At 58.9% G+C, this 20,460-nt stretch carries 19 protein-coding genes and 5 pseudogenes; 6 read left to right on the top strand and 18 right to left on the bottom strand.

Annotated features, from left to right (window positions below):
• Positions 1-19: 19 nt before the first annotated feature.
• The 6 genes from IVB48_RS34675 to IVB48_RS34650 form a co-directional block, all read right to left on the bottom strand.
• On the bottom strand, positions 20-553 hold the full coding sequence (locus tag IVB48_RS34675) for a hypothetical protein (RefSeq protein ID WP_247399037.1): 534 nt from the start codon (positions 551-553) through the stop codon (positions 20-22).
• A complete protein-coding gene (gene sctN, locus IVB48_RS34670) occupies positions 529-1,797 on the bottom strand; it encodes a type III secretion system ATPase SctN (protein WP_346659025.1) in 1,269 nt (422 codons plus the stop codon). The genes IVB48_RS34675 and sctN overlap by 25 nt, the downstream gene beginning before the upstream one ends.
• An 89-nt stretch (positions 1,798-1,886) precedes the next feature.
• Entirely contained in the window at positions 1,887-2,507 is a 621-nt protein-coding gene (sctL, locus tag IVB48_RS34665) for a type III secretion system stator protein SctL (protein ID WP_247399039.1), read from the bottom strand.
• On the bottom strand, positions 2,504-3,136 hold the full coding sequence (locus tag IVB48_RS34660) for a nodulation protein NolU (RefSeq protein WP_247344782.1): 633 nt from the start codon (positions 3,134-3,136) through the stop codon (positions 2,504-2,506). Before IVB48_RS34660 ends, sctL begins: the two co-directional genes overlap by 4 nt.
• 13 nt (positions 3,137-3,149) lie before the next feature.
• Positions 3,150-4,016: a type III secretion inner membrane ring lipoprotein SctJ gene (gene sctJ / locus IVB48_RS34655; RefSeq protein ID WP_247399041.1), complete on the bottom strand. Its 867-nt coding sequence runs from the start codon at positions 4,014-4,016 to the stop codon at positions 3,150-3,152.
• Positions 4,017-4,025: 9 nt separating this feature from the next.
• On the bottom strand, positions 4,026-4,505 hold the full coding sequence (locus IVB48_RS34650; protein ID WP_247399044.1) for a nodulation protein NolB: 480 nt from the start codon (positions 4,503-4,505) through the stop codon (positions 4,026-4,028).
• A 185-nt stretch (positions 4,506-4,690) separates the two neighbouring features.
• Between IVB48_RS34650 and IVB48_RS34645 the strand changes: the two genes are divergently transcribed.
• The 3 genes and pseudogenes from IVB48_RS34645 to IVB48_RS34635 form a co-directional block, all read left to right on the top strand.
• Positions 4,691-5,386 (top strand): nodulation protein NolW, encoded by a 696-nt coding sequence (locus tag IVB48_RS34645; protein ID WP_247344785.1) that lies wholly within the window; start codon positions 4,691-4,693, stop codon positions 5,384-5,386.
• Positions 5,387-5,668: 282 nt separating this feature from the next.
• Positions 5,669-5,941 (top strand): transposase, encoded by a 273-nt coding sequence (locus IVB48_RS34640; protein WP_247368945.1) that lies wholly within the window; start codon positions 5,669-5,671, stop codon positions 5,939-5,941.
• Positions 5,942-5,970: 29 nt separating this feature from the next.
• Positions 5,971-6,101 (top strand): annotated as a pseudogene (locus IVB48_RS34635) (transposase); the annotation flags it as partial.
• Between the two features lie 1,031 nt (positions 6,102-7,132).
• On the opposite strand, the gene IVB48_RS41480 reads toward IVB48_RS34635, so the two are convergent.
• Positions 7,133-7,297, bottom strand: coding sequence for a hypothetical protein (locus IVB48_RS41480; RefSeq protein WP_275992090.1), 165 nt, complete (start codon positions 7,295-7,297; stop codon positions 7,133-7,135).
• Here IVB48_RS41480 and IVB48_RS41475 point away from each other — a divergent pair.
• Complete coding sequence (locus IVB48_RS41475) at positions 7,266-7,730, top strand: ATP-binding protein (RefSeq protein ID WP_346659024.1); 465 nt, start codon at positions 7,266-7,268, stop codon at positions 7,728-7,730. The genes IVB48_RS41480 and IVB48_RS41475 overlap by 32 nt on opposite strands.
• 973 nt (positions 7,731-8,703) lie before the next feature.
• Here IVB48_RS41475 and sctV read toward each other — a convergent pair.
• The 6 genes from sctV to IVB48_RS34600 form a co-directional block, all read right to left on the bottom strand.
• Positions 8,704-10,827, bottom strand: coding sequence for a type III secretion system export apparatus subunit SctV (sctV, locus tag IVB48_RS34625; protein ID WP_247344790.1), 2,124 nt, complete (start codon positions 10,825-10,827; stop codon positions 8,704-8,706).
• The gene (locus IVB48_RS34620; RefSeq protein ID WP_247407336.1) at positions 10,808-11,251 is read right to left on the bottom strand and encodes a histidine kinase; all 444 of its coding nucleotides are present in this window, start codon (positions 11,249-11,251) and stop codon (positions 10,808-10,810) included. Before IVB48_RS34620 ends, sctV begins: the two co-directional genes overlap by 20 nt.
• Positions 11,252-11,253: 2 nt before the next feature.
• Positions 11,254-11,790, bottom strand: coding sequence for a hypothetical protein (locus IVB48_RS34615; protein ID WP_247399047.1), 537 nt, complete (start codon positions 11,788-11,790; stop codon positions 11,254-11,256).
• A 36-nt stretch (positions 11,791-11,826) separates the two neighbouring features.
• Positions 11,827-12,717, bottom strand: coding sequence for an FHA domain-containing protein (locus IVB48_RS34610; protein ID WP_247399049.1), 891 nt, complete (start codon positions 12,715-12,717; stop codon positions 11,827-11,829).
• A 115-nt stretch (positions 12,718-12,832) separates the two neighbouring features.
• Complete coding sequence (locus IVB48_RS34605; protein WP_247399051.1) at positions 12,833-13,117, bottom strand: hypothetical protein; 285 nt, start codon at positions 13,115-13,117, stop codon at positions 12,833-12,835.
• 68 nt (positions 13,118-13,185) lie between these two features.
• On the bottom strand, positions 13,186-13,371 hold the full coding sequence (locus IVB48_RS34600; protein ID WP_247399054.1) for a hypothetical protein: 186 nt from the start codon (positions 13,369-13,371) through the stop codon (positions 13,186-13,188).
• A 629-nt stretch (positions 13,372-14,000) separates the two neighbouring features.
• Between IVB48_RS34600 and IVB48_RS34595 the strand changes: the two genes are divergently transcribed.
• On the top strand, positions 14,001-15,911 hold the full coding sequence (locus tag IVB48_RS34595; protein WP_276576838.1) for an HrpF/NolX family T3SS translocon protein: 1,911 nt from the start codon (positions 14,001-14,003) through the stop codon (positions 15,909-15,911).
• A gap of 40 nt (positions 15,912-15,951) precedes the next feature.
• Here the strand turns inward: IVB48_RS34595 and IVB48_RS34590 are convergent, their stop codons facing one another.
• Both IVB48_RS34590 and IVB48_RS34585 read right to left on the bottom strand, forming a co-directional pair.
• Positions 15,952-16,359: an IS110 family transposase gene (locus IVB48_RS34590; RefSeq protein WP_247399058.1), complete on the bottom strand. Its 408-nt coding sequence runs from the start codon at positions 16,357-16,359 to the stop codon at positions 15,952-15,954.
• 490 nt (positions 16,360-16,849) lie between these two features.
• A pseudogene (locus tag IVB48_RS34585) lies at positions 16,850-17,088 on the bottom strand (hypothetical protein); the annotation flags it as partial.
• A 172-nt stretch (positions 17,089-17,260) separates the two neighbouring features.
• Between IVB48_RS34585 and IVB48_RS34580 the strand changes: the two are divergent.
• Positions 17,261-18,070: an effector protein NopP gene (locus IVB48_RS34580; protein WP_247399060.1), complete on the top strand. Its 810-nt coding sequence runs from the start codon at positions 17,261-17,263 to the stop codon at positions 18,068-18,070.
• 428 nt (positions 18,071-18,498) lie between these two features.
• Here IVB48_RS34580 and IVB48_RS34575 read toward each other — a convergent pair.
• The 3 pseudogenes from IVB48_RS34575 to IVB48_RS34565 form a co-directional block, all read right to left on the bottom strand.
• A pseudogene (locus tag IVB48_RS34575) lies at positions 18,499-19,157 on the bottom strand (IS5/IS1182 family transposase); the annotation flags it as partial.
• A gap of 118 nt (positions 19,158-19,275) precedes the next feature.
• Positions 19,276-19,868: pseudogene (locus tag IVB48_RS34570) on the bottom strand (ISNCY family transposase); the annotation flags it as partial.
• A 34-nt stretch (positions 19,869-19,902) separates the two neighbouring features.
• Positions 19,903-20,145, bottom strand: a pseudogene (locus IVB48_RS34565) (IS256 family transposase); the annotation flags it as partial.
• Positions 20,146-20,460 lie beyond the last annotated feature (315 nt).

Below are 20,460 nucleotides of genomic sequence, written 5' to 3'. Positions count from 1 at the left end.
CCAACTGGACTAGCGGTCATCAAATTGAACCGCCCGCCACCAGCGTGGGCAAACCCCTCCCATGGCGAAGCAAGACTTCATCATCAGCCTCTAGCTCGGCTGTTACTTCCGAATGGGTATCGGCCGCACGCCGGACGTCGGTCTCGATTTGTCGCCATTTATGAGTCGCTGCGGAACGCTTCGCCCAGTGCGCACGCCTCTCGGATGCCGCTGTCTCGGCCTGCTTTTGAGCGATACGCGCCTCCTCAAGTGTGCGGCGTTTCGAGGTGATCTCAATCGCTAGCCTCTCAAGGGTGAGCTGGCAATGATCGAGTTCAACGACGGACAAGGTACCGACCGACATCAACTGCTGGTAAACCTCCGCCTGGGCCTCTGTATGATGCTTTTCAGCAATTCCAAGTTCCTGCCATGCGTGCTCCGCGGCCGAGGTCGCGATATGACGCTTGGCTTCCATATTGGACAACTCACTACGTGCACTACGCTCGCGCATATCCTTCACTTGCCGCAAGCTCGAAACGTGTATGCAACTCATGCGGTCAGACGGCACATCCATGTGACGGTTTCCTCAAAAGTGGACGCATCGTTTTCACCCTGGCGTAAAAACTCGCGCAGATCATCGATCGAAGCGACAGCTCGGTCCGTCAGCGGATCGCTGCCTTGCTTGTATTCGCCAACCTTGATCAAAAATTCGGCCTCTGCATGACGGGAGATAAGATCACGGAAGAGGGATGCTGCCTTGCGATGCGGTGCAGATACGACGGCATCCATGACGCGGCTGCGGCTCGACAGTACGTCAACGGCGGGGAAATGCGCCCGCGCCGCGAGAGAGCGTGAAAGAACGATATGACCATCGAGAATGCCACGCGTTTCCTCGGCGATTGGATCGCCCGTGCCGTCACCTTCCACAAGCACGGTATAGAAGGCGGTGATTGAGCCACGCTCACTCATACCAGCGCGCTCCAGCAAACCTGGCAACATTGCAAAGACAGAGGGAGGAAAGCCCCGGCGAGTCGGTGGCTCACCGGCAGCAAGCCCGATCTCCCGCATAGCGCGGCTAAATCGCGTCAATGAATCCATCATCAGAACGACGCGCAGGCCTTGATCGCGAAAATATTCGGCGAGCGCGGTTGCCGTATAAGCACATTGCGCCCGCTCCGTCGCTGAGCGATCGGAGGTCTCAACGACGACGACCGTGCGGCGGAGGGCAGTCTCCCCAAGATGCCGCTCGATGAATTCACGCACTTCGCGTCCACGCTCGCCTATCAGCGCAACCACGGTCACGTCAGCGACCGCGCCTTTTACGATCTGCGACAGTAACGTCGACTTGCCGCCACCAGGCTCTCCATAAATGCCGATGCGTTGGCCCTCGCCGCATGTCAGAAGACCATCCAAGACGCGAACACCGAGTGGCAGAGGGCGAGCGATGATGCACCTCGTCATTGGATTTGGCGCTTTGCCGCGCAGCGGGCGCGTCTCCATGGCTTTGACTGCGCCCTTGCCATCGAGTGGACGGCCGAAGCTGTCGATCACCCGGCCAAGCAAATTGGGGCCGACCGGCACTTCGTGCATTCGGCCAGTGGCAACGACTTCTGCGCGGCCGGACATGCCTTGCAGGTCACCGATCGGCGTCAGCAATACGCCGTCCTGCAACAGACCGATCACCTCGGCCTCAAGCGACCATCCGGTGCGCGGATCCTTGAGCACACAAACTTCTCCAATACAAGCATCCGGCAAAACTGCATGGATCAACGTGCCGATCGCACGCGTGATCCGCCCGCGTACGGCACGCGTGTCCACATGGCTTGCCGTAGTTCGCAGACGCGCCAGCGCCGCGTGCAGAGTCCCATCTCCATCAGGACAGCTATGGTCTGGTTTCGGCGCCGTCACTATTCGTCTGCCTCATGATCTAACCCAAGCCCCAAACGCAATGCGCGGAGCTGCGCGTCAAGTCCGAGATGGATATTGCCAAATTCGCTCCACAGCACGCATTCGTTCGCTGACAGCGCCGGGTCCGGAATAATTCGGACTTCCGGCCGGTCCTCCCGTCCGTCGCAGGCAGCAAATTCGCGCGTAAGCGCATCAGCATCCATGGGGGACGCATGAAGGGACAGTTTCGGCCCGCCATATCTGTGCGAAATCGTGTGACGAACCGTCCTCACCAACATCTCGCCGGGATCGAAATCGCCCAGTAGATCAGTTACGATGTCCATCACGAGCGCTGACAGTTCCTGCTCCAAAACGGCCTTTCGTCGTGCCACTTCCGAGGCAGCCTGCGCGACCAGCTGTGCCATTTCCTCGGCGCCGGCCCTCACCCCCTCAGCATGGCCGCGCGCACGCTCCTTCTGATAAGCTCTGCGCGCCCAGCCGCGAACGCGCTTCAGATTGCGCTCGGCCACGGCACGCGCCTCGAGGGCGCTGTGCCAAATCTCGAGATCCCTCGCCGCTATGAGTGGCCCAAGGGGGCGGATGTGCGGAGCGACAGGCGGCGCAGTTTCGTCGTCTGTCATCCCGCTGGGGCCTCCCTCGCCAAATGGGCCAACACCGGCGAAAACAATTGGCCCGCGGCATCGCGGTGTTCAGTCGCCGGATTGTCGGCGGCCGTTCCGACAGCTAGGCGTAGAAGCACGCGGCGGCAATCAAGCGTTGACGCTTCATCGAGCCAAGCGCCGAGGCAGGCATGTCCATCGTCTTCAATCCCTAGCGCGAGTTGTTGAGGATCAGCAATTAATCTGGTCGAAACCGCATGCGCTGCATGTCGGATCCCGAAAGCCAGCACCTCGGTGCCGACGTGCTCGACCAGAACGGCGACATCATGCTTTGAAACCAGCCTTGTCAGCGAACGGGCATGCCAAATGCCGCCGGCGAGGAGGGCAGCCCTGCTCGGATCATGCCCGAGGAGAAGGTCTGGCCCGAAGTCACCTCCGTTCAAGCCCATTTCATCTTCAAGCAGCAACGCTTGCAGTCTTATCTGCAGCCTAGGACTCTTCTGCAGTCGCACCAACGTCGCGGACGAGAGGTTCGCGTCAAGTCGCGCGGCAAGGCGGGTCGGATGAATCGTGGCAGCAAGCTTACGAATACCTACAGAGGCTAGTTTCAGCGGATCATGCCGCTCGGCAGACGGATTCGGTCTCGTCATGTCGGATACCACACTACGCCGCATTAGGCTTAATCGCTTTGCGAATCATCTCCATAGCAGAGACAGCCGAGCGCCCACCAACAGCGCTAACTTTCTGAGATGATTGCCTGCGCTGACGCCCACGAGCGCTCAGCAAGACGCAGGACAGCACGCCGAATACAGACCCGCCGAGACCCATGCCAACCGCAACCAATGGCGTCGAAATGACTCCAGATGCTTGGGCGAGACCAGCCGCAGCCGCCGGTCGCGGCTCTAGTGCGGGCCGCTCGACTGAGACGAAAACAACAGCCACCTTGTCATAGGATAAGCCCTCGATGCTGTTGGCGACGAGCATTTTAATCTGCGGCAGCAAGATTGAGAGATTTGCCCTCGAGTCATGTCGGATGAAAACCGACGCCGAAGATGGCGTGGTGTCACGTCGCAACAGGTCGTTCTTTGGCAGAACAACGTGGACGCGCGCCGAGAGGACACCATCGATATCACTGATCGTGCGAGATAATTCCTCGCTCAGCGCATAGACGTAACGGGCGCGCTCCTCGATTGGCGAAGCAATCAGACCCGCCGCGCTGAACACTTCGCCTAGACTCTTGAAAGCGTGGCGCGGCAACCCTTCGCCATTCAGCAGGTCGATTGCGGAAGCAATCTGAGTCTGCTCGACCTGGATCGTGATAGTCCCGTCCTTAGCAGCAACGCGGAGGGCATCGACCCCGTTCTTGAGGAGGACCGCAAGCATCTCATTGGCCTCACGCTCCTGAACTTTCGTGTAGAGATCGGCTTTGCAACCAACCAGGGCAAGCAGGAGCGGCAGCAGAGCCACAAGTTGAAGCCGCTTGCGGAATGGGCGCGCCTGATCGCTTTCGCGATCGATTAAACCAATCATTCGCCCCACTCAGCCCGCCGATATCAGCTTATTCAGAGATGAACCGAGGCTACCGATGCCATTTGAAATGAGTGTTACCTGGATGACGCTGTCAGAAACATCCTTCAGATTCGCCAAAATCGCCTCGAAGTCACCTGCGCCACTGGGGGCGCCCGGCACACCTGCTTCCGCTTTGCCCGGTTGCAGCAAAAGGGGCTCCGACGTCGACCCGGTCTCCGCACCTTTTGGAACTGCATTGACCGGATACATCGCAGAAAGATTCTGGAGGATGCGATCGCCCAGCGGGCTCGCCTGTGTTGTTGCACGCGATACCTCGGATGTCGGCGGAACCGCCGCCGCTCCCGTTACTGGAGGCGCAAGGTCTTGAACCGAAGCCGCTTGCAAGAGACTCTGCTGAAACTGGACCTGCTCGTCGACCGCTGTTGCCGAACAGGCCTTGGACAGGCCTTCTAGATTGTGAGAGATCGGCGCAGCGCCTAACATCATCATGGAAAGACTCGCTCTCATCGAGATGTGATACGACCAGCCGTTCAAGCCGATTAGCGGCTCAATGTCCTAGACAGGCCAGCTGACGACAAGCTGACGAGTTCGCCCGCACATCGCCATCTAAAGATCACGTTTCGCGTTCACGTACCGAACGTACTCCTGTTAGTTTAAGTCGAAGAGAACCATGAATGCTCATCCGATCCATAATCCCACACGTTTTGAACGGAGTTCTGTGTGTCGCCGTTTTCGTTTCCGGCGGAACACAGATCGCGCGCGGCGCTCCCCTGTCGCTGCCCTCGACCCCTTATCGATATACGGTTCTGGATCAGGAGCTTTCTGCCGCGCTGCAGGAATTCGGCAACAACCTCAATATTAAAGTCACCATCAGCGCCGAGGTGAAGGGTCGGATTCGCGGGCACATGCCGGACCTGCCACCGCGCGAGTTCCTTGATCATCTGACTCAAGTCTACAATCTTCAATGGTATTACGATGGGCTCGTGCTTTACGTCTCTACCGCAAAGGAAGCGCAAACTCGTTTGCTTCTGCTAACTTCAATCAGCTGCGACGCGCTCAAGGCAACCCTCGATGCGCTCGCCATTTCCGACGAACGCTACATCATGAGATCGGCTCCGGGAAATGGCCTAGTCCTTGCGTCCGGTCCACCACGCTTCATCGCACTCGTGGATCAGACGCTCAATGGTCTCGTGGCGGAGGCGCAGGCGCGACCTCGCTCCATCGAGATGCCGTCTCGGGAATCTGTGCTGATGTTATATCGCGGCGCCTCCGCGACGATCGTTCGGGATGGGCGAACTGAAGCCCCGTACTCTTCAGACCTGCCGCGTCAGGAGGGTACATTGCCTGCGCAAGGGCCGGGCCCAAGATGATACCGCTCAATCAGCCGTTACGCGGGTGTGCAAGGAGGCTGGACCGATCGTCTGATCAGACGCCGCACAAGCAGGGCGAGACGTACGTGTCGTAAATCGGCTCCAGAACACGAGAATTGTCGCTGCGCGACCTTGTCCACCAGTATCGGGATATCCGGTGGTAGTGTGCGGGAGGTTCTGCAAAAGCTAGCGGCTGAAGCGGTCATAGTAAATCCGGTGCTTGCGAAGATCACCGCCCCTAGCGGAGCAAGGCCACCAAGACCGTGACGAAGATTAGGACGGATGGCTCTACCGTCAAACAGCTTATTGCGTCGGAAAGGGATCCTGAAACCGCTAATCCGGGGTGCGGTGCAGGAAGCTCTCGAAGCCACGATGGCGGAGGCGCTGGGCGAGGCGCGGCTGGGCTATCGCTCCGGCTACTATACCCGCTCGCTGATCACCCCGGGTGAAGGTGCCGCAGGACCGTCAGGGGCGGTTCTCGACCAAGCTGTTCAACGCTATCAGCGCTCGGAGAAGGCGCTGGTAGCGGCGCTGGCGTTCGGACAGCAGTCTTGAATGGCCCCGGTTTTGCGACTGCACCGCATTTTGCGGCTTGGACGGGTTAACACCGAGGGCACAGTCGAGCGGCGGGAAAGAAAGGCTCGGGGCAGTATCAAAGCCTGAAAATCGGCAACTACGGACGCACTTGATCGTTGGTGCGACCTCAATCATCAAGCTTGGCAAGCGAGGCTCGAAAGTCCCGCTCTGGATTCGAACCATGCTGCAAAGACGGGCCGTCAAGCTCATAGCGGTGGAGTTCGCCAATAGCTTGCGCGCACCATATGGGCCTTGCTGGTCAGCAGGCGGCATCTATCATGCGTCGCGTGCAATGCTGAAACCTAATCTTAAGAAGTCTCCGGCGGAAGAAGAAAGCTGCCGAGGAGACAAGGTGCAAATCTGGATGAACCCCGAATGACGACATTCCCGGTCGCAATCAGACCGCCTGGCTTTCTGCGCTTCGAGCGCGAGAAATTGATTGGCCGATTGCTTCCGCGGATATCATCGTGGCCAGCGGCCGGGCGCCACGTTTACAGGTCGAATATATGACCGCACCGTCATCCCTTGTTCGACCAGAGAACGATCTTGCAGCCCGGGCCGTTCCACACATGAGTCAGAGCCCCTTTTGGATGCCGATCGGGGGTCCAGTCCAGTGCCGAACGCCACCCGTGTCAGCCACGACGGGCTCGTGTGAATCAGTGGGAACTATTACAGCATACCCGACCATAAGCGGCGCAGTGTCGAGGTGCAGCAATTGCCCGATGTAATCCCATTCTCGATCAAGCGCAATCGTTGCCGTCCATCCCGTTCTAGAGAAGGCCGCCGGCGAACTCGCGTCGCGCCCGAGCATCGACAGGCGGTCAACCGGTCTAGGTCGCGACCAGGCGTATCCGAAGCCCTCGTCGATCGGGCCGGCGATCACATGCCAAGGCGGTCGCTGGGTGTTACCGAGGTGTCGCAAGCGCCTCCCCCAATCGGAAGGCCGGCCATAACCATCCACGCGCAGCCGGCAGCGATCGACAGCGTCAAGAAAGGCCTAGTCGCACTCAACATGCCAGGTGCGCTCAGAATGCTGGACACCACGCTGCGGCGGATTGAAAGAGGGTGAGGTCACCTGGATTGAGGCGCTCGAAACGCTTATCGAGGAGCTGACCGTGCGCGACAGTCGCGGTGTCAGCACCGCGCTGAGAATGTCTCGCCTGACCACGGTCAAAAAGGCTCGCTGGCTTCGACTTCGCATTCCAGCTCGATCGCAATCGCATTCTGGCGCTTGCCCAATTGAAATTCATCTGCTTGCGACACCGGCAAGAGCGATCTCACGCCGGCACTCGCGGTCGAGGCCGTGAAGGCGGGAAAGAGCGTCGCGTTCGCCACGATCGCGGACATCGTGACGACCACCGTGCGCGAGCACCTGCGGTTCCTCGCCCGCGCCTCCCTCCTTGTCGTCGATGAAATCGGTTACCTCGCGGTCGCGCCTGGCGGCGGCAATCTGTTCTTCCAGTTGGAAGACGCCCGCTATGACAAGGGCGCGATGATCCTCAATTCAAACTGGCCACAGCAGTGCTTGATGGACTGCTTCCCCACGCAATTGTTATCACATCGAGGGATCGAGCTATCGGCTCCGCCAGCACGCCGCTCTCGTCCCGGAAAACGTCCGCTCGCCAACCCGCCGCAGCCCAAGCGCCGCGGCCGCCCGCCTGGAAGGACCAATGACTTAGCGGCTGATCCCCGAAGCACAATCGCCGTCACCCAGGGAAATCTGGACATTCTCACGGAAAGTTCGCTGCCCGTTGACAGAGGTCCATGATCGCCACCAGGTACAACAGCAATCTGCAGTCGAAACGTAAGTGATGTCGGCGAGCCAGATCCGGTGCGCTGCTGCGGCCCTAAAGTTGCGATCGATGAGGTTTGGCGCGATCGGCAGGCCATGACGGCTGTCGGCAACGCGGTGCGGCCGGGCCATCATGGCGCCGATGCCTTGCCGATGCATTAGGCATTCGATCCGGCCATGGCTGGCGCCAGGTCCTTGTGCCCGCAGCGCGGCATAGACCCGTGGGTTGCCGTCCCCGAGCGCCGCTGTCCTGATGAGATATCAGTCGAGAGCGCAGCATTGATCGTCGTGCGTGCTCTGTCCGGACGCTCGCGCCAGGCGTGATAGCCGGCCGGCGAGACCTCGAGCAAGAGACAACAGAACCAATACGTCCGATACTATTAGGTATGCCTGGGTCACTTGTGTAGGGCGGCAGCGCCAGCGCAGCGGGCGGGTGCTTGCATTGCGCGATATCGTGCACCGATCGTTGCGGACAACGTGATTTGGTCCGCGCAATCGGAATACGCTGCGCTGACGCGATTGCTTGTATTGCGGTTGTGGCTCACGAAGCGTCCCACGTTCTCAAGTTAACGCATTTAGTCTTGAGCGCATATAGGTCGCAGGTCCAGGCAGACGTTGACGAGCAATCAATGCGAGGCGCTTTCGCATCGACACGCAAGACCGATCCGCTGCGTTGATCTTCCGAGCTTTTTTGCTTCAACGCGTCGCGCAAAGCTCCTGGTCAGGAGTCCGGCCGATCGCGCACTCAATGCGTTCGCGCATAGCTGGATCGATATCTTTGGCGCCGAGCAACTTTGGCGCCGACCGCTCTTGCATTTGAAGAGCTGGTCTATCCCAGCTAGCGCAACTGCAGAGCCCCAGAGTGGCGAAGAGAGCCGAGCACGAAAGCAGACAAAATGAACCCAAGCGCCACCGCGCTGCCTTACGAGGTGAATTCATGCGGTCCTTCTTAAATTGACTGCTGCGCCTGTGAATCGGGCGCAAGGAGCGTGTTGCTGAGTTCCTCGGACGGGGCGTCGTCGTCCTTTGCAGCTGCGAGTGTAATGGATCCAACAGGCTGGATTGTGAAGTCCGAGGCAAGGTCCTGATAGGATAGAACAGCAAGATCGATCCCATTACGGGTGAGAAAGCCGCGGACAAAGCGTCGAATATCCATCGAAGCAAGGATAACCGGCTTGATCTGCGCCCGAACTACGTTCGAATGGATGTGACGCATTTTTGAGAGCAGCGCCTCGCTTTGCCCGTCGCTCAAAACCAAGTAGGGTCCTTTGGCAGTCTCTCGAACCGCGCTGCGCACGATATCCTCGGTTTGACGTTCGATGACAAAGACCGGCACGACGCGGTGTGCGTTGGCATACCGGTGGCAGATTTGCCGTCTCAGACCGGAGCGAACATGTTCCGTGAGCAAGACGACGTTTTGTTCACGTCCGCTCCATTCGGCCAATGCCTCCAGAACCAGCCGTGTGTTCCGGATCGGAATACCCTCCTCCAGGAGGCGCCGCAAGACGTCGGCTACTTTAGGGATCGGCGTCGTACGCAACACCTCCTTGACCAGATCGGAATATTCCGTCTCCATGCGGCCCAGCAACTGGCGCGTCTCCTGGATACCCACCAAGCACTGTGCATAGCGGGTCAACGCCGAATGGACGCGCAAGGCCAGGATTTCAATGGGACGGTGGTGCCCGATGCCGGCTGCTTTGAGAGCCGGTGCATTGCTCTGTTCAATCCAGATTTGATCCGTCTCCCGGTCATGCCGAAACGGGATGCCACTCAATTCAATGTTGGCCGGATCGTCGTGGAGTGCGAGCTGGGTTGGATCAATTAACTCCTGCTCGACGGGCACGCCCTCGACATCCACCCTGTACTGCAGGTCTGGCAAGCGCTCGTCGACCTCGATGGGGATGCGCGGAATTGTGATGCCGAGATCAGACGAGATCAGTCCCGAAACGCGTGCAATGTGCTGTTGCAATTCTTCTTTGTCGATCGCCCGTGTCAGACTTGACGCAAGGAACAACGCGATGGGAAGCGCCTCCGCAGGCACGATTTCCTTGTTAGACTCTGTGGGAGCCGGGCGAGAGACATCAGCGCTTTTCTTCCCGCTTTGGGTCCCACCGTCGGCAAAGCTCGCTGCCGCAAAGACTGCAGCCAAGACGAGAAAGACAGGGAGCGGAAAACCCGGAATAGCCCCCATTACAACGAGGACGCAGGCAGACAGCCGCAATGCGTGCGAGTTTGCTGTGAGCTGGTTAACGATGTCGGTCCCAAGATTGAGCCTTACGACCCCATTTACACGAGTGATGATTGTCGCAGCTGTAATCGAGAGCAGCAGCGAGGGAATTTGTGAGATTAACGCATCACCTATGGTCAGCAGGGTATATTGATGCAGCGCCGCCTGGAAAGACATGCCCTTGGAGAGCAGGCCGATGGTGATCCCGCCCAGCATGTTGACGCAGATAACCACCAATCCTGCGATGGCGTCGCCCTTTACGAATTTCATGGCGCCATCCATAGCCCCGTAAAGCTGGCTTTCTTTCTCCAATGTAGCGCGCCGGCTGCGGGCTTCGTTCTGATCGATATGGCCATTGCGCAATTCCGCATCGATTCCCATCTGCTTGCCTGGCAGAGCATCGAGCGTGAACCGCGCCGCCACCTCCGCCACGCGTTCAGCCCCCTTGGCCACGACGATGAACTGCACCATGGTCACGACTAAAAATATGACAATACCAACGACGATATTCCCCGATATGACGAAATCACCGAACGTGCGAATGATGCTGCCCGCATCCCCCTCAGCCAAGATCAGCCGCGTCGTTGATACGGTGAGCGCCAGACGGAATACCGTGGAAATCAGAATGACGCCTGGCAAGGACGAGAAATCAAGTGGAGTGCTAATATAGAGAGCGACCATCAGCAGCAATATGGCGAAGCCCAGATTGAAGCCGACGAGCGTATCGATCGCCACTATCGGGATCGGCATGATCATCATGCCGACCGTCAGAAGCAGCATCAACGCGACCATCAAATCGGAGCTGGCCGACGCGCGCGCAATGATCTTACGCAGGACGCTGGTCATGGGGACCTTCCGATCGTTGATTGATCAGGCCAGTGCCGTCACGCAACGAGACATAGCGTTGGAAAGCGGCGAGCGCCTCGTCTATGAGGCCGGCCCGCCGCAGGGCGTGGCTACGCAACAGCATCAAAGAGAGACGCGCCGAGGGCTCGTCATCAAGTGTGTTCAGCCTATCTATGACCTGCAACGCCTCACCTCCTAGACCTTCCAAGATGAGGGCATAGGCGAGAATCCGTAATAGATCGACATCTCGCGAGTCCTTGCCGACGATGAGTCGTAAGAGAGCCACGCATTCTGCGCTCTGCCCACATGCAAGGTGAAGATAGGAAAGTGTACAGAGCAAATCGCGCTCCTGCCCGGAACTCAGTGAGTCGTTATCGGATTTGGAAACGTTGGTCGTCCGTTGCGCTCCATCGGAGTTGAACATTGTTAGGCTTCGATCAAGCTATTCCGATTCCGGCGGAGCAGCGCTAGCCAGTGCAGTCCCTGCCGTAGGACGACGATACCGCCCCCAGCTATCGGATCCGCAGGCGCGGCCGCCAGCTTATGCACGAGACCTTCCAGAACAATGCTATACCGCTCCGCCCGCAGCATGTCCGGATGACGAAGGCTTGGCGTGACGAAGGAGAGTAGATCGTGCGCGATATCGCGCCCGTAGAGCGATGCCATCCCAGCGCGTTGCTCGAGCTCATAAATGCGAGTGCGCATCTCGTTGAGACTGACACGCCCGACTGCATCAATATCTTTGGCCTCCGATGCGGCTTCGATCGCTAGATCCAGCGGCATATAGCGCGTGTTCAGCTCGCCCCAGATCGACGCCAGCTCCTTCTCGCCATTTGCACGAGCACCGTCCGCCTCACCTTTATTGGGTTGGATGGTCGGCCCTATCACTGGTTGATGATGGTGCTCGCTGAGTCTCTGCGAAGCAGTGCCAGGCCCGACATCGTAGCGGGACACCTTTGACATGACGATCTCCTTATCCTTCCTTCGGGCCCGGAAACCCTAATACGGAACGGCAACAATGCGGCCATTGCGGCTTAGCAGCACACGCCCATCCTCGATTCGAGTGACCGCCCATCCGTCGGCCAAGAGAGCGCCGACGAAATACTTCTGCCCACCGACAAGGAGATAGGGCTGGGGTCCGCGCGAAACAGCTTCGATCGCGATTGAGGATGGCTGCTTTTCCTCCTTGACGATCACTCCGTTCACCAGTGTCACCGCACCATATGTACGACCATCGAACCATTGCTGGAGCTCCTGCCATTTCGCAACGGTTGCAGGCGTGACTTTTCCCTCAGCGCTAACAAAACCCGGCCCCGAACCAACCCTGATATCGAGCAGGCCCGCCTTATCAATTTCCTGTTTCAGCACTTCGGCCGCAGCCTGAGCTCGCCGATCGTCAGGCCGATTCGTACCCAGCTTGGGTACAAGCTCTGCGGCAGGCGGAGCAATGCCGGTCGGTGCACTTCCGCTGGCTTTGAAGAAAATCGTCGAGAGACTGCCTACGCCAAGAAAGCTGAGGAGCACGAGGGCGAGAGCTGAGATCCAAACGCGCGAGAGGCTGATCGACCGAGCCTCAACTGCATTCTGCATCGACCAGCGAATAGACATGGCGCCCGCACGAATGACGGCAGGAAGAAAAAGAACAACACGTTCACCTGCGGCAATATCCCCTTCGCCCTCTGGGGTGCTTACGGCTGCAAGCGCCTCAAGCTCGATTGAATTGCCAACGAGGGTGACACGTAGGTGATGCGGCTCAAGCCCTTGTTCGACGAAAACCATATCCGCGTCGAGGCCGCTACCGATAAGGCTCGTTCCGACAGCAGCCTTTCCGCTTAGCCCGGCATAAGGTCCCGACAGTACCTCGAAATGTAAGGAGACGGCCTCATTCACGGACAATTCTCCGAACTATGAGGAGCACGGCAGGGCGATTGGTCGCACGACTCATTCCTAGGCCGCACCACTATGACGGGAAAGGCGGAGCGACGATTCGCCCCGCCTTTCACCGTTATCCGTTGACGCGCTCGCTGGCCGCCTTCCTCTCACTCGAGAGCTCGGTCGTCAGTGCACGCAACCGTATGTCCTGCACCATGGCCTGCTGGTTAACCGCCTTCAATTCGTCGATCAGTTTCTCGAAAGTACCCGTCCCACCAACGTTATCGGTCGACGAGCTACCGACGCCGGGACCCGCGGACTTGGTATCAGTCTTGTTATCAGTCTTGCTAGCATTCTTGCTATCATGGGAGTCGTGGACACCACCAGTAGAAGGGCTAGTAGAGCTTGTTTTGGTCATATCGCTTCACCTTCCATTTTTTTTGCTGCCATCAATGGCAACACTCCACTGACGTCGAAGAACCGGCGTCAGGTATCCTCTTCTGTTTCAGCTATAGCTTCGCGAAGATTTGACATGTTTCGCTCCATCGCCTGCATCGCGACGTCGGCAAGAATCGAACCGAAAGCCGATTCGAACTTCTGACGATCAGCTACCGACTGCGAGCTGCCACTGTCGGAATTGGTATGGATCACGCCTTCGATTGCCCCGGCCATCTGGTGCCTCTCACTTCAGTTCCGCCAAAACGGTGGTATCACCACCGAGCGATTCACATTGCTCACGCTACTGGGATTAGCTGTCGAGAAGCTGACGAGAATGAGAACAACCTCACTATCGTCAAGTGAACCCAGCTGAGAGCGCGCATTCGCAGGTACATGCCGCGACTGCCGCCGCGCGAATTTCTCGGCCCCACTTTCAATCTCTACATAATGCCGACGAGCGCCAGATCGCGGCGCCGGCCCAACGCACCTCATCACATCGCTCGATCAGCAATGGTGTGATGTCAAGTCAGAGGCAAAACCGCGCGCAGTTGGAAATGCTACCGCGGGAATCGGTGGTGATGTTGTTTCGTGGCCCCACAGCGATCGTCACTCGGGACTGACGACCGCAGGCACCAGCTTTGCGAAAGCGTCAGAGCAGCGTCGTGCCTGCACATGCTCTGAGCCGGAGATGAGTTTCATGAGCACGATGACGCCTCTCCGGGATGTTAAGACGCCCGACACTGGCTCGTCCTGCTCCGTCTAAAAGTCGTCAGCTTCTCGAAAGCTCGCCCCCTTAACGTGAAAGCCTCGATCTTACGATGTCGATGCCAAGTATTTACCGCAATGGAATGGAAATGAACCTAATGCAGCTCAACAGCGTTTCGCTGCCCGCCAGTGCAGATCCAGCTCTGTTCGGGCTTGTCCCGGGGGCTTCGTCGGCCTTGGGATCATCCGCGCAGACCCCCGGCCAGATTCGGGAAGGCGAACCTTCGATGTTCGAGGTGATGGTGTCCATCTGCTCGCGGGAAGAGAAATCCGACGTTCCCTCCACGCCACCGGATCTGCTGCAATCAGAACGACAGATCCCGCAGGATTCGCTGGACCAGTTGTCAGCGCACTCGAAGGCGGCGATCGAGGCGGTGATGAAGGATCCGGTTTTTTCTTCCTCGGTCGATTCCTCCTCGGTCGATTCCTCTTCGGTCGACACCCCTGGTGCAGACGCATCGTCGACGGCTGCTCCATCGCCTGACGTACCGAGCACTCCGGTGCCAAGCTCTAGGATCACGTGGAACGGCGGCACGCTCACCAATGCCGAGTTGCAGATCGTGGCAGTGCTGAACCGGCATAAGGACCAATGCCCACTCAGCTGGGACTCGCTGGCAGCCAAGGCCAGCGATCCGTCGACGCCCCCGGATCTGAAGGAGGCGATCGAAGGATTGCGACGCGATCCAGAGCTCTTCTATGCGATTGGCTCCCAAGGGGACGGCCGCTGCGGCGGCAAGATCAAGGCCAAGGATCTGTCAGAGTTTTCCGCCAGCCATTCGCAGGTTGCTACATTCCAGGAGCAGCAAGCGCAAAGCTACGAGCAGAACTATATTCCATCCGACGGCACCTCGAATGGACAAGCATCGGTCATGACGTTGAATGATGCATTGCGCGAGCTTTACAAGTATTCTGACTACCTGCCCAAGAATTTGAGCCTGGACGATTTCAAGCGGATCGTCGACGGCAAAGCCGACACTGGTAAGTGTCCGCCTCAGCTGATCGCGGCGGCTCAACACTTCCTCGAGCACCCGGACGCCTGGAAGCAGTTGTGCGGTGGTGCGACTGATAAAATCCACAAGGACGACTTCTTGCAAGTCGCCTCCTCGTCGATGAATTCCACGCAAAGCGAGCTGAACACGCTCGACACGATCAACAAGAATCAGAACGCCTTCTTCGGGGACGGTGACCTGACACGACACAAGTTGGCGAGTATGGTCGAGGACAAGACTCTCGACCCGAAGATACGAGAAGCGGCATCGCAACTGCTCTCGGACCCGATCTTGTTCCGTTTGCTAAACAATTCGATTACGGGCTACAAGACCCATCAGGAGTTCTTCGATTTAGGCGGCGGGCATACGGTCGACTCCGGTAATATCAGCAACAACGACTTCAGGCACTTCTATAGCAACATGTCACCTGCGAACCATACCGTTCAGCAGATCAAGACCCATGTCCCCAAGACCGCCGCTGAACAAAATGCAGTCACAGACATGTTGATGGGGGTATCCGACCAACCCGATGTCGCGTCTCCGAAGAAGAATGGCGGGGTCCTCATGCATGCGGTCGATGACGTAGCCAAGGTGGGCTCGAAGGTGCTCGACTGGGAGGCCACGGCAGTAGGCCTGCTCGGCGTCATTCCGGGACTGGGCGAGTTGGCCGATGGCATATCGATGGTGCTCGAGCTCGAGTCGCAAGCATTGAGCCTTCTGCATACGGGCATTAGCGGAGGTGATATGAAACAGGCTCTGAAAGAGGTTGGCCTTAATCTTGCGGGGCAGGCCATTAGCTTTGTCGCTGGGCCCGAGGTCAAATTCGCGCTGCGCGAGGGCCTCGCAAAGGAGATGCTCGAACAGACCGTGCAGTTCGGCCTCGATACGGCGATCTCGAAAGTGCAGTCCTATGCCGAGGACCATTTGGACGACCTGAAGGCACGCCTTACCGAGCCCATGCAGGCCGCAGGCGTTCCGAGTCAGGTCGCTACGCCGCCGTCGTCTCAGAAGGTGGCCTGAAAGGCCAGTTGCGGGTAAGGTGCGATTCGTATCTACCTTTTCAGGGACGGACGCTTGCAACTTCTGCGCCGCTCGACAGTACGGCCTCGAGAAAGTCGGTATGTGCCACGTCATCAGGGCGAAGCCGCCGCTCGGCAAGCGGCGGAAGAACGCGCGCTGCACTCGAGGCGCACCCCACGCGCGATGAAAGTCGCCTGTAAAAGCCGCCGAGCGCGGTGTCTGTACGGCCCACGGTTACGGCAGCAAGGCGCAGAAGTGCCGCCGCCCTACCGCCGGATCCGCGCGTTCGGGTGCCGCCGGAGACCTTGTCGTTCGGCGCCAGTCCCAGCCAGGAGGTAAAATGCTTTGCACTTCGCCACGAGGAGAGGTCGTCGCCCCATTCAGCGATCAGCTTCAGCGAGAGGTAAGGACCGAGGCCGTCGAGCGTGGTGATGTCCTTTCCGAGCAACGGAACAGCGCCACGGGGACGTTCGTAAGCTAGAGCGTTCGCCTGATCGGTTCGATTCCGACGCGCCTTCAACACGGCTTCGATCCGGGGCGTCGCAGACAGATGCTTTCTCGTGGTAGGCGTCCTAAAGCGCAAGTGCCTGCTCGAGCGCAAACAGACGCTCGGCGCGGTAGCTTCCGGTGAGCGCCTTCACGATCGTCTCCGCACTAGCGTGGCAACTGTAATGGCGCAAGCACGCCAGCGCCTCAGGATCGCGCGGATGAGGCGCAGCTGGTGGCGCCGGTGATGTCGGCGAGACCTGGTGGAGTTGAAGATTATCTCCGTCAAGGCCTTGTGCATATGCTTGATGTGGGAGGCCGCGTACCCAATCAGACGCTCGCGCTGGCACACGTAGGCTCGCAGCTCCGCAATCTGTCCTTTGGGCCGAAAGCTGGCTCGCGACAGCCCAAACGAATGGAGCCGCTGCAGCCACTGCGCATCGGTGATATCGGGCTGGCTCGAGCATCGGCACCGCTTCTGAATCAAAACAGCCAACCGGTCCGGCCGGCGACGGCCGCGCCACCCTTCTTCTGCGATGGTAGGGGGTTGTTCTGGGTCCGATACGCGGTTGACGGACTAAACGACGCCTTGGCGGCGGCCACTGGCGGGCTGACGGTACTTCGTGTAGAGCCTTCTGTCGTTGCCGCCCGTGATGCAAGAAGTTTCTGACCCGTTCGGCGTGTGGACGATGCGCTCTTCTGCATCGCGCAACGCCTCGACGATACGCGGTCGAGCTGCCCAAAGGGGTCGGATTTTCCCTTTATGCGCTGGCGTCAGCTTACGGACAGCTAAGCTGTCTATCAAGCGGGTAAGGGCTAACGACCTGAAGCAAAGCAAGACGTATGATCCGGGTGCAGTCGTCATGTACGGTCGAGTTAACAATTGGCCCGATATTCCGGCCGAAGAAAGATATCATCGGGCAGCCAACGCTGAGGAAGCGGGTGCCGAAAGCCAGGGCTTCGCCGATGCGTTCGCTAGAACGCGATTGCAGGAGTCTGCTGGCAGCTCACCTTCGCAACCGAGTTATTCCCTCGTTCGAAACCCTCCTGTGGTCGAGATCGACAGAGCTACCTTCAGGACAGAAGTGAGGACCTTTCATGGCGACGCAATCAACCGCATCGCCAACAATCCACACGAGTACTCGGAATTTGTATCCGCAAGAGCTAAGCGCACAGCAGAGGTCGCTAAGGAATACGGTATCAGAAGAGATTCAGAAGACGCCCGATATTACAGCTACCAATTAGGAAATGTGAGCGTCGGCCTCCAAAGAACGGAGGCCGGATTCAACATGACTGAGTTCGAAAGCGACAAGTGGCGAGAACAGTTCCCTGGACGAAGTGAAGTCACCTCAATTGTTGATTTTCAGGTTGCTCATCCGCTTGTCGCGAACGCCGGCGATATTCTGCTCGAACATCAGCTTCGGCAAGACGGCGAACGACCATTGGTGAACTGGCGTCCTGCTAATGCAGAAGCGAAGGCCCGCGCAGAGACAATGGGCTTCGTTGAAGTGGACGAGGACGACATGGTACTTGACCCCACTCAGTCCGCCCAGTGGACAAAAAACAGCCTCGGTGAATGGCAGCGCGCAACTAAATCTCAGCTTTATCTCTCCAAGGTCGATAGTGATACGGAGGTTGCAGCAGATTCCGAAGAGGATGGTGACTTTATGTAATGCCCAGATCCGCTGGTATTCATGTTTGGGCAGGCGGTGGAGCAAGGAGCGCAGGCAAACGGACAGCTGCGGCAAAGGTCAAGCCTCAGCCGAGCGAAACCGACAATTCGACTGGATCCGCGAGGTGCTTTGTAACAAGGCACCAATGTTCACCATCAGGCCGGTCCGAAGTGATAGAGATGTCGAGCGAATTGAGCCACAGCAACCATGCGCTCTGATGCCGGCGCTAAGCTCTGCGCCGCTGCCGCCGACCTTAAGGACGGACGTGTTGACCGGTGCGATGTGGCCCGTCCTGAACCGGCTTAATGCCAGATGCGATCTCGACAAGCTTGTGTGCGGCGGCTTCGGAGCCAAGCTAGCTTGATCGGCGGAAATCTCATCAGGCTCGGACTGACTCGCTGCCGCCAAGCATCGTGGAATCGTCGCCGCTAAGAAGGCAGTTTGAGCGCCTCCGACCGGACACCTGCTTGCCAGAGGATGATCAGGATTGCTGTCAGCAAATCCCTCAGCCAGGCGATCACGCGGCGGAGGTTGTGGCCGACGGCGGTGAGGATGACGTTGCTGGCGTCGCTCTGACGCCCCTTGGGATGGCAGCGGCCGAGGTGACAGTCGCTCTCATGTGGCCAACGATGGGCTCGATGGCTGAACGGCGCCGGAGCTCGCGCTAGATGACGCCGAAGACGCCCCGTTTCTGCCCGGAGATGAAGACGCTGCGCGGTCTATCGGTGTTGCGGCCGCGATAGCCCTTGTCGACATAAGCGCGCTCGACCGCGCAGCTGGTTAGCGTTTCCGTCGCCTCGATGATGGTGCCGAGCGAGTGTCCGTCATAGCGATTACCGGGCAGTGCGCGAGCGTGCACCACGAACTGGCCGCCCGGCGCGCGGCCGTTGGTGGTGACGATCGAGGCCTTGACGCCGAACTCGTAAGGCGCTGCCGCCTTGCCTTTGCGGATGTACTCGACCTCGGGCGCATGGAAGGAATAGAGCTTCCTGCGCTGCCGCTGCTGTTGCGATCCGCGCATCAACGTCAGTAGGCGTCGTTCTTTCTTCCTGCTCATTTTCTGAACCATCCGTTCGAGACGCCGCCGCGCCGGACATCGGGCCAGGAGCGTTGTTCACGCCGGTGCTCCGCGCGGGCTTTCCATGTGGACACCAACAGGATCTCTCAGGTTTCCTGGTGACCATCCCGCAGCTGGCCGGGTTGGCCGATCCAAACAGCAGCGCGCTTGCCTCCTCGCTGCGCCAGGATTTGACGCGGCGCTGAAGCGTTCGCAGCAACTTATCCGGATAGCAGATATTCCGCCTGCAGCCCTATCAGGAGCTCGGCGCCGTTTCGCCACGGCTCGGCCTTGAACCACTCCTGCAGCTGTGCGGTCCCCTGAACGAGCGGATCAGGGGGACGACGACCTCGCTTCGCTTTGAGGATCGGACGGTCCGTCCGTCGAGATGCGCCCTCTTCCAAGCCGTTCGCAAGCTGGCGAGGAAGAAGTCGATGGGCGGGGCCGCAGTAATGGAATCGCCCGACGACTTCACGTCGGCAAAGTCGGCCAGACGTTGCTGCGCAGACCGAATGTTACGCAGCAACGCGACCGGGTCCAAGCTGAAGCAGATTTCCTGCAGTCGGGCCAGAACCGCATCGGAGGTATGTGGGTTAGCTGTCAGCCGCTTATGCGGCGGCGTCGGTGCCACTATTAGATTTACGGACGCGTGCGCCATCGCGCTATCAGCTTGAACGAAGGCTGTAAGAAGTTCACGAACAGGCGCACTGAGCGATAGAGTTCTGCGAGCAACGCAGCCGAGCTATCGCCAAATTTTGGTGACGGCCGGAGCCGGTCAGGCGGCGGCGGTTATGGGCTGACGGTCGGTCGGCTTGGCGATGACCTCGATCCCATCATTGAATGTCACACCGACAACGAGTTTTGGCAACTGGTTGTGGCCATCGAGACGACGCCAGCTTCTCTGCGCGGCCTCGAGCAGCTTGAAGACCATCGCGAGTGCCGTCTTGTTGGACAGGCAGCCCTTCGATCGGATGGTGCGGTGGCGAACGGTGGCGAAGGTGCTTTCGATGGGGTTGGTAACCGGTATGAGAGTTTCTCGGTGCCGATGTTCCGCTGCGGTGTTCTGCGTCGTGGCGTATGGTGCGACCATCGGGACAGAGGCACCGGGAGCACGATGTGTGGGCAGGCCGATGCATACGATGAGCCGCGAGCTCGAGTTAGTAGCTGGCCGCCTCTGCGACTCGCCCGGTTGCGCTGGGAGCGCGAATCCGTAGTTGTCGTGTCGCCCGTAGCTCCGTCATGTGGTCTGATTGGCAGGAGGTGCGAATGCGACGGGTGATTGGCATCGACGTCCACCGAACTTTCGGGGAGGTGGTGATTTGGGAGGATGGCA

The sequence above is a fragment of the Bradyrhizobium sp. 76 genome, from assembly GCF_023073025.1.
GTDB lineage: Bacteria > Pseudomonadota > Alphaproteobacteria > Rhizobiales > Xanthobacteraceae > Bradyrhizobium.
The sequence above is the reverse complement of the archived record's forward strand: the minus strand, read 5'-3'. Positions and strand labels throughout refer to the sequence as shown.

What these genes read in the sequence shown, in the direction of transcription:
- IVB48_RS34675 (WP_247399037.1), bottom strand. Translation starts at nt 553, where the DNA reads ATGGATGTGCCGTCTGACCGCATGAGTTGCATACACGTTTCGAGCTTG.
- sctL (WP_247399039.1), bottom strand. Translation starts at nt 2,507, where the DNA reads ATGACAGACGACGAAACTGCGCCGCCTGTCGCTCCGCACATCCGCCCC.
- IVB48_RS34660 (WP_247344782.1), bottom strand. Translation starts at nt 3,136, where the DNA reads ATGACGAGACCGAATCCGTCTGCCGAGCGGCATGATCCGCTGAAACTA.
- sctJ (WP_247399041.1), bottom strand. Translation starts at nt 4,016, where the DNA reads ATGATTGGTTTAATCGATCGCGAAAGCGATCAGGCGCGCCCATTCCGC.
- IVB48_RS34650 (WP_247399044.1), bottom strand. Translation starts at nt 4,505, where the DNA reads ATGATGATGTTAGGCGCTGCGCCGATCTCTCACAATCTAGAAGGCCTG.
- IVB48_RS34645 (WP_247344785.1), top strand. Translation starts at nt 4,691, where the DNA reads ATGCTCATCCGATCCATAATCCCACACGTTTTGAACGGAGTTCTGTGT.
- IVB48_RS34640 (WP_247368945.1), top strand. Translation starts at nt 5,669, where the DNA reads ATGGCTCTACCGTCAAACAGCTTATTGCGTCGGAAAGGGATCCTGAAA.
- sctV (WP_247344790.1), bottom strand. Translation starts at nt 10,827, where the DNA reads ATGACCAGCGTCCTGCGTAAGATCATTGCGCGCGCGTCGGCCAGCTCC.
- IVB48_RS34620 (WP_247407336.1), bottom strand. Translation starts at nt 11,251, where the DNA reads ATGTTCAACTCCGATGGAGCGCAACGGACGACCAACGTTTCCAAATCC.
- IVB48_RS34615 (WP_247399047.1), bottom strand. Translation starts at nt 11,790, where the DNA reads ATGTCAAAGGTGTCCCGCTACGATGTCGGGCCTGGCACTGCTTCGCAG.
- IVB48_RS34605 (WP_247399051.1), bottom strand. Translation starts at nt 13,117, where the DNA reads ATGACCAAAACAAGCTCTACTAGCCCTTCTACTGGTGGTGTCCACGAC.
- IVB48_RS34600 (WP_247399054.1), bottom strand. Translation starts at nt 13,371, where the DNA reads ATGGCCGGGGCAATCGAAGGCGTGATCCATACCAATTCCGACAGTGGC.
- IVB48_RS34595 (WP_276576838.1), top strand. Translation starts at nt 14,001, where the DNA reads ATGCAGCTCAACAGCGTTTCGCTGCCCGCCAGTGCAGATCCAGCTCTG.
- IVB48_RS34580 (WP_247399060.1), top strand. Translation starts at nt 17,261, where the DNA reads ATGTACGGTCGAGTTAACAATTGGCCCGATATTCCGGCCGAAGAAAGA.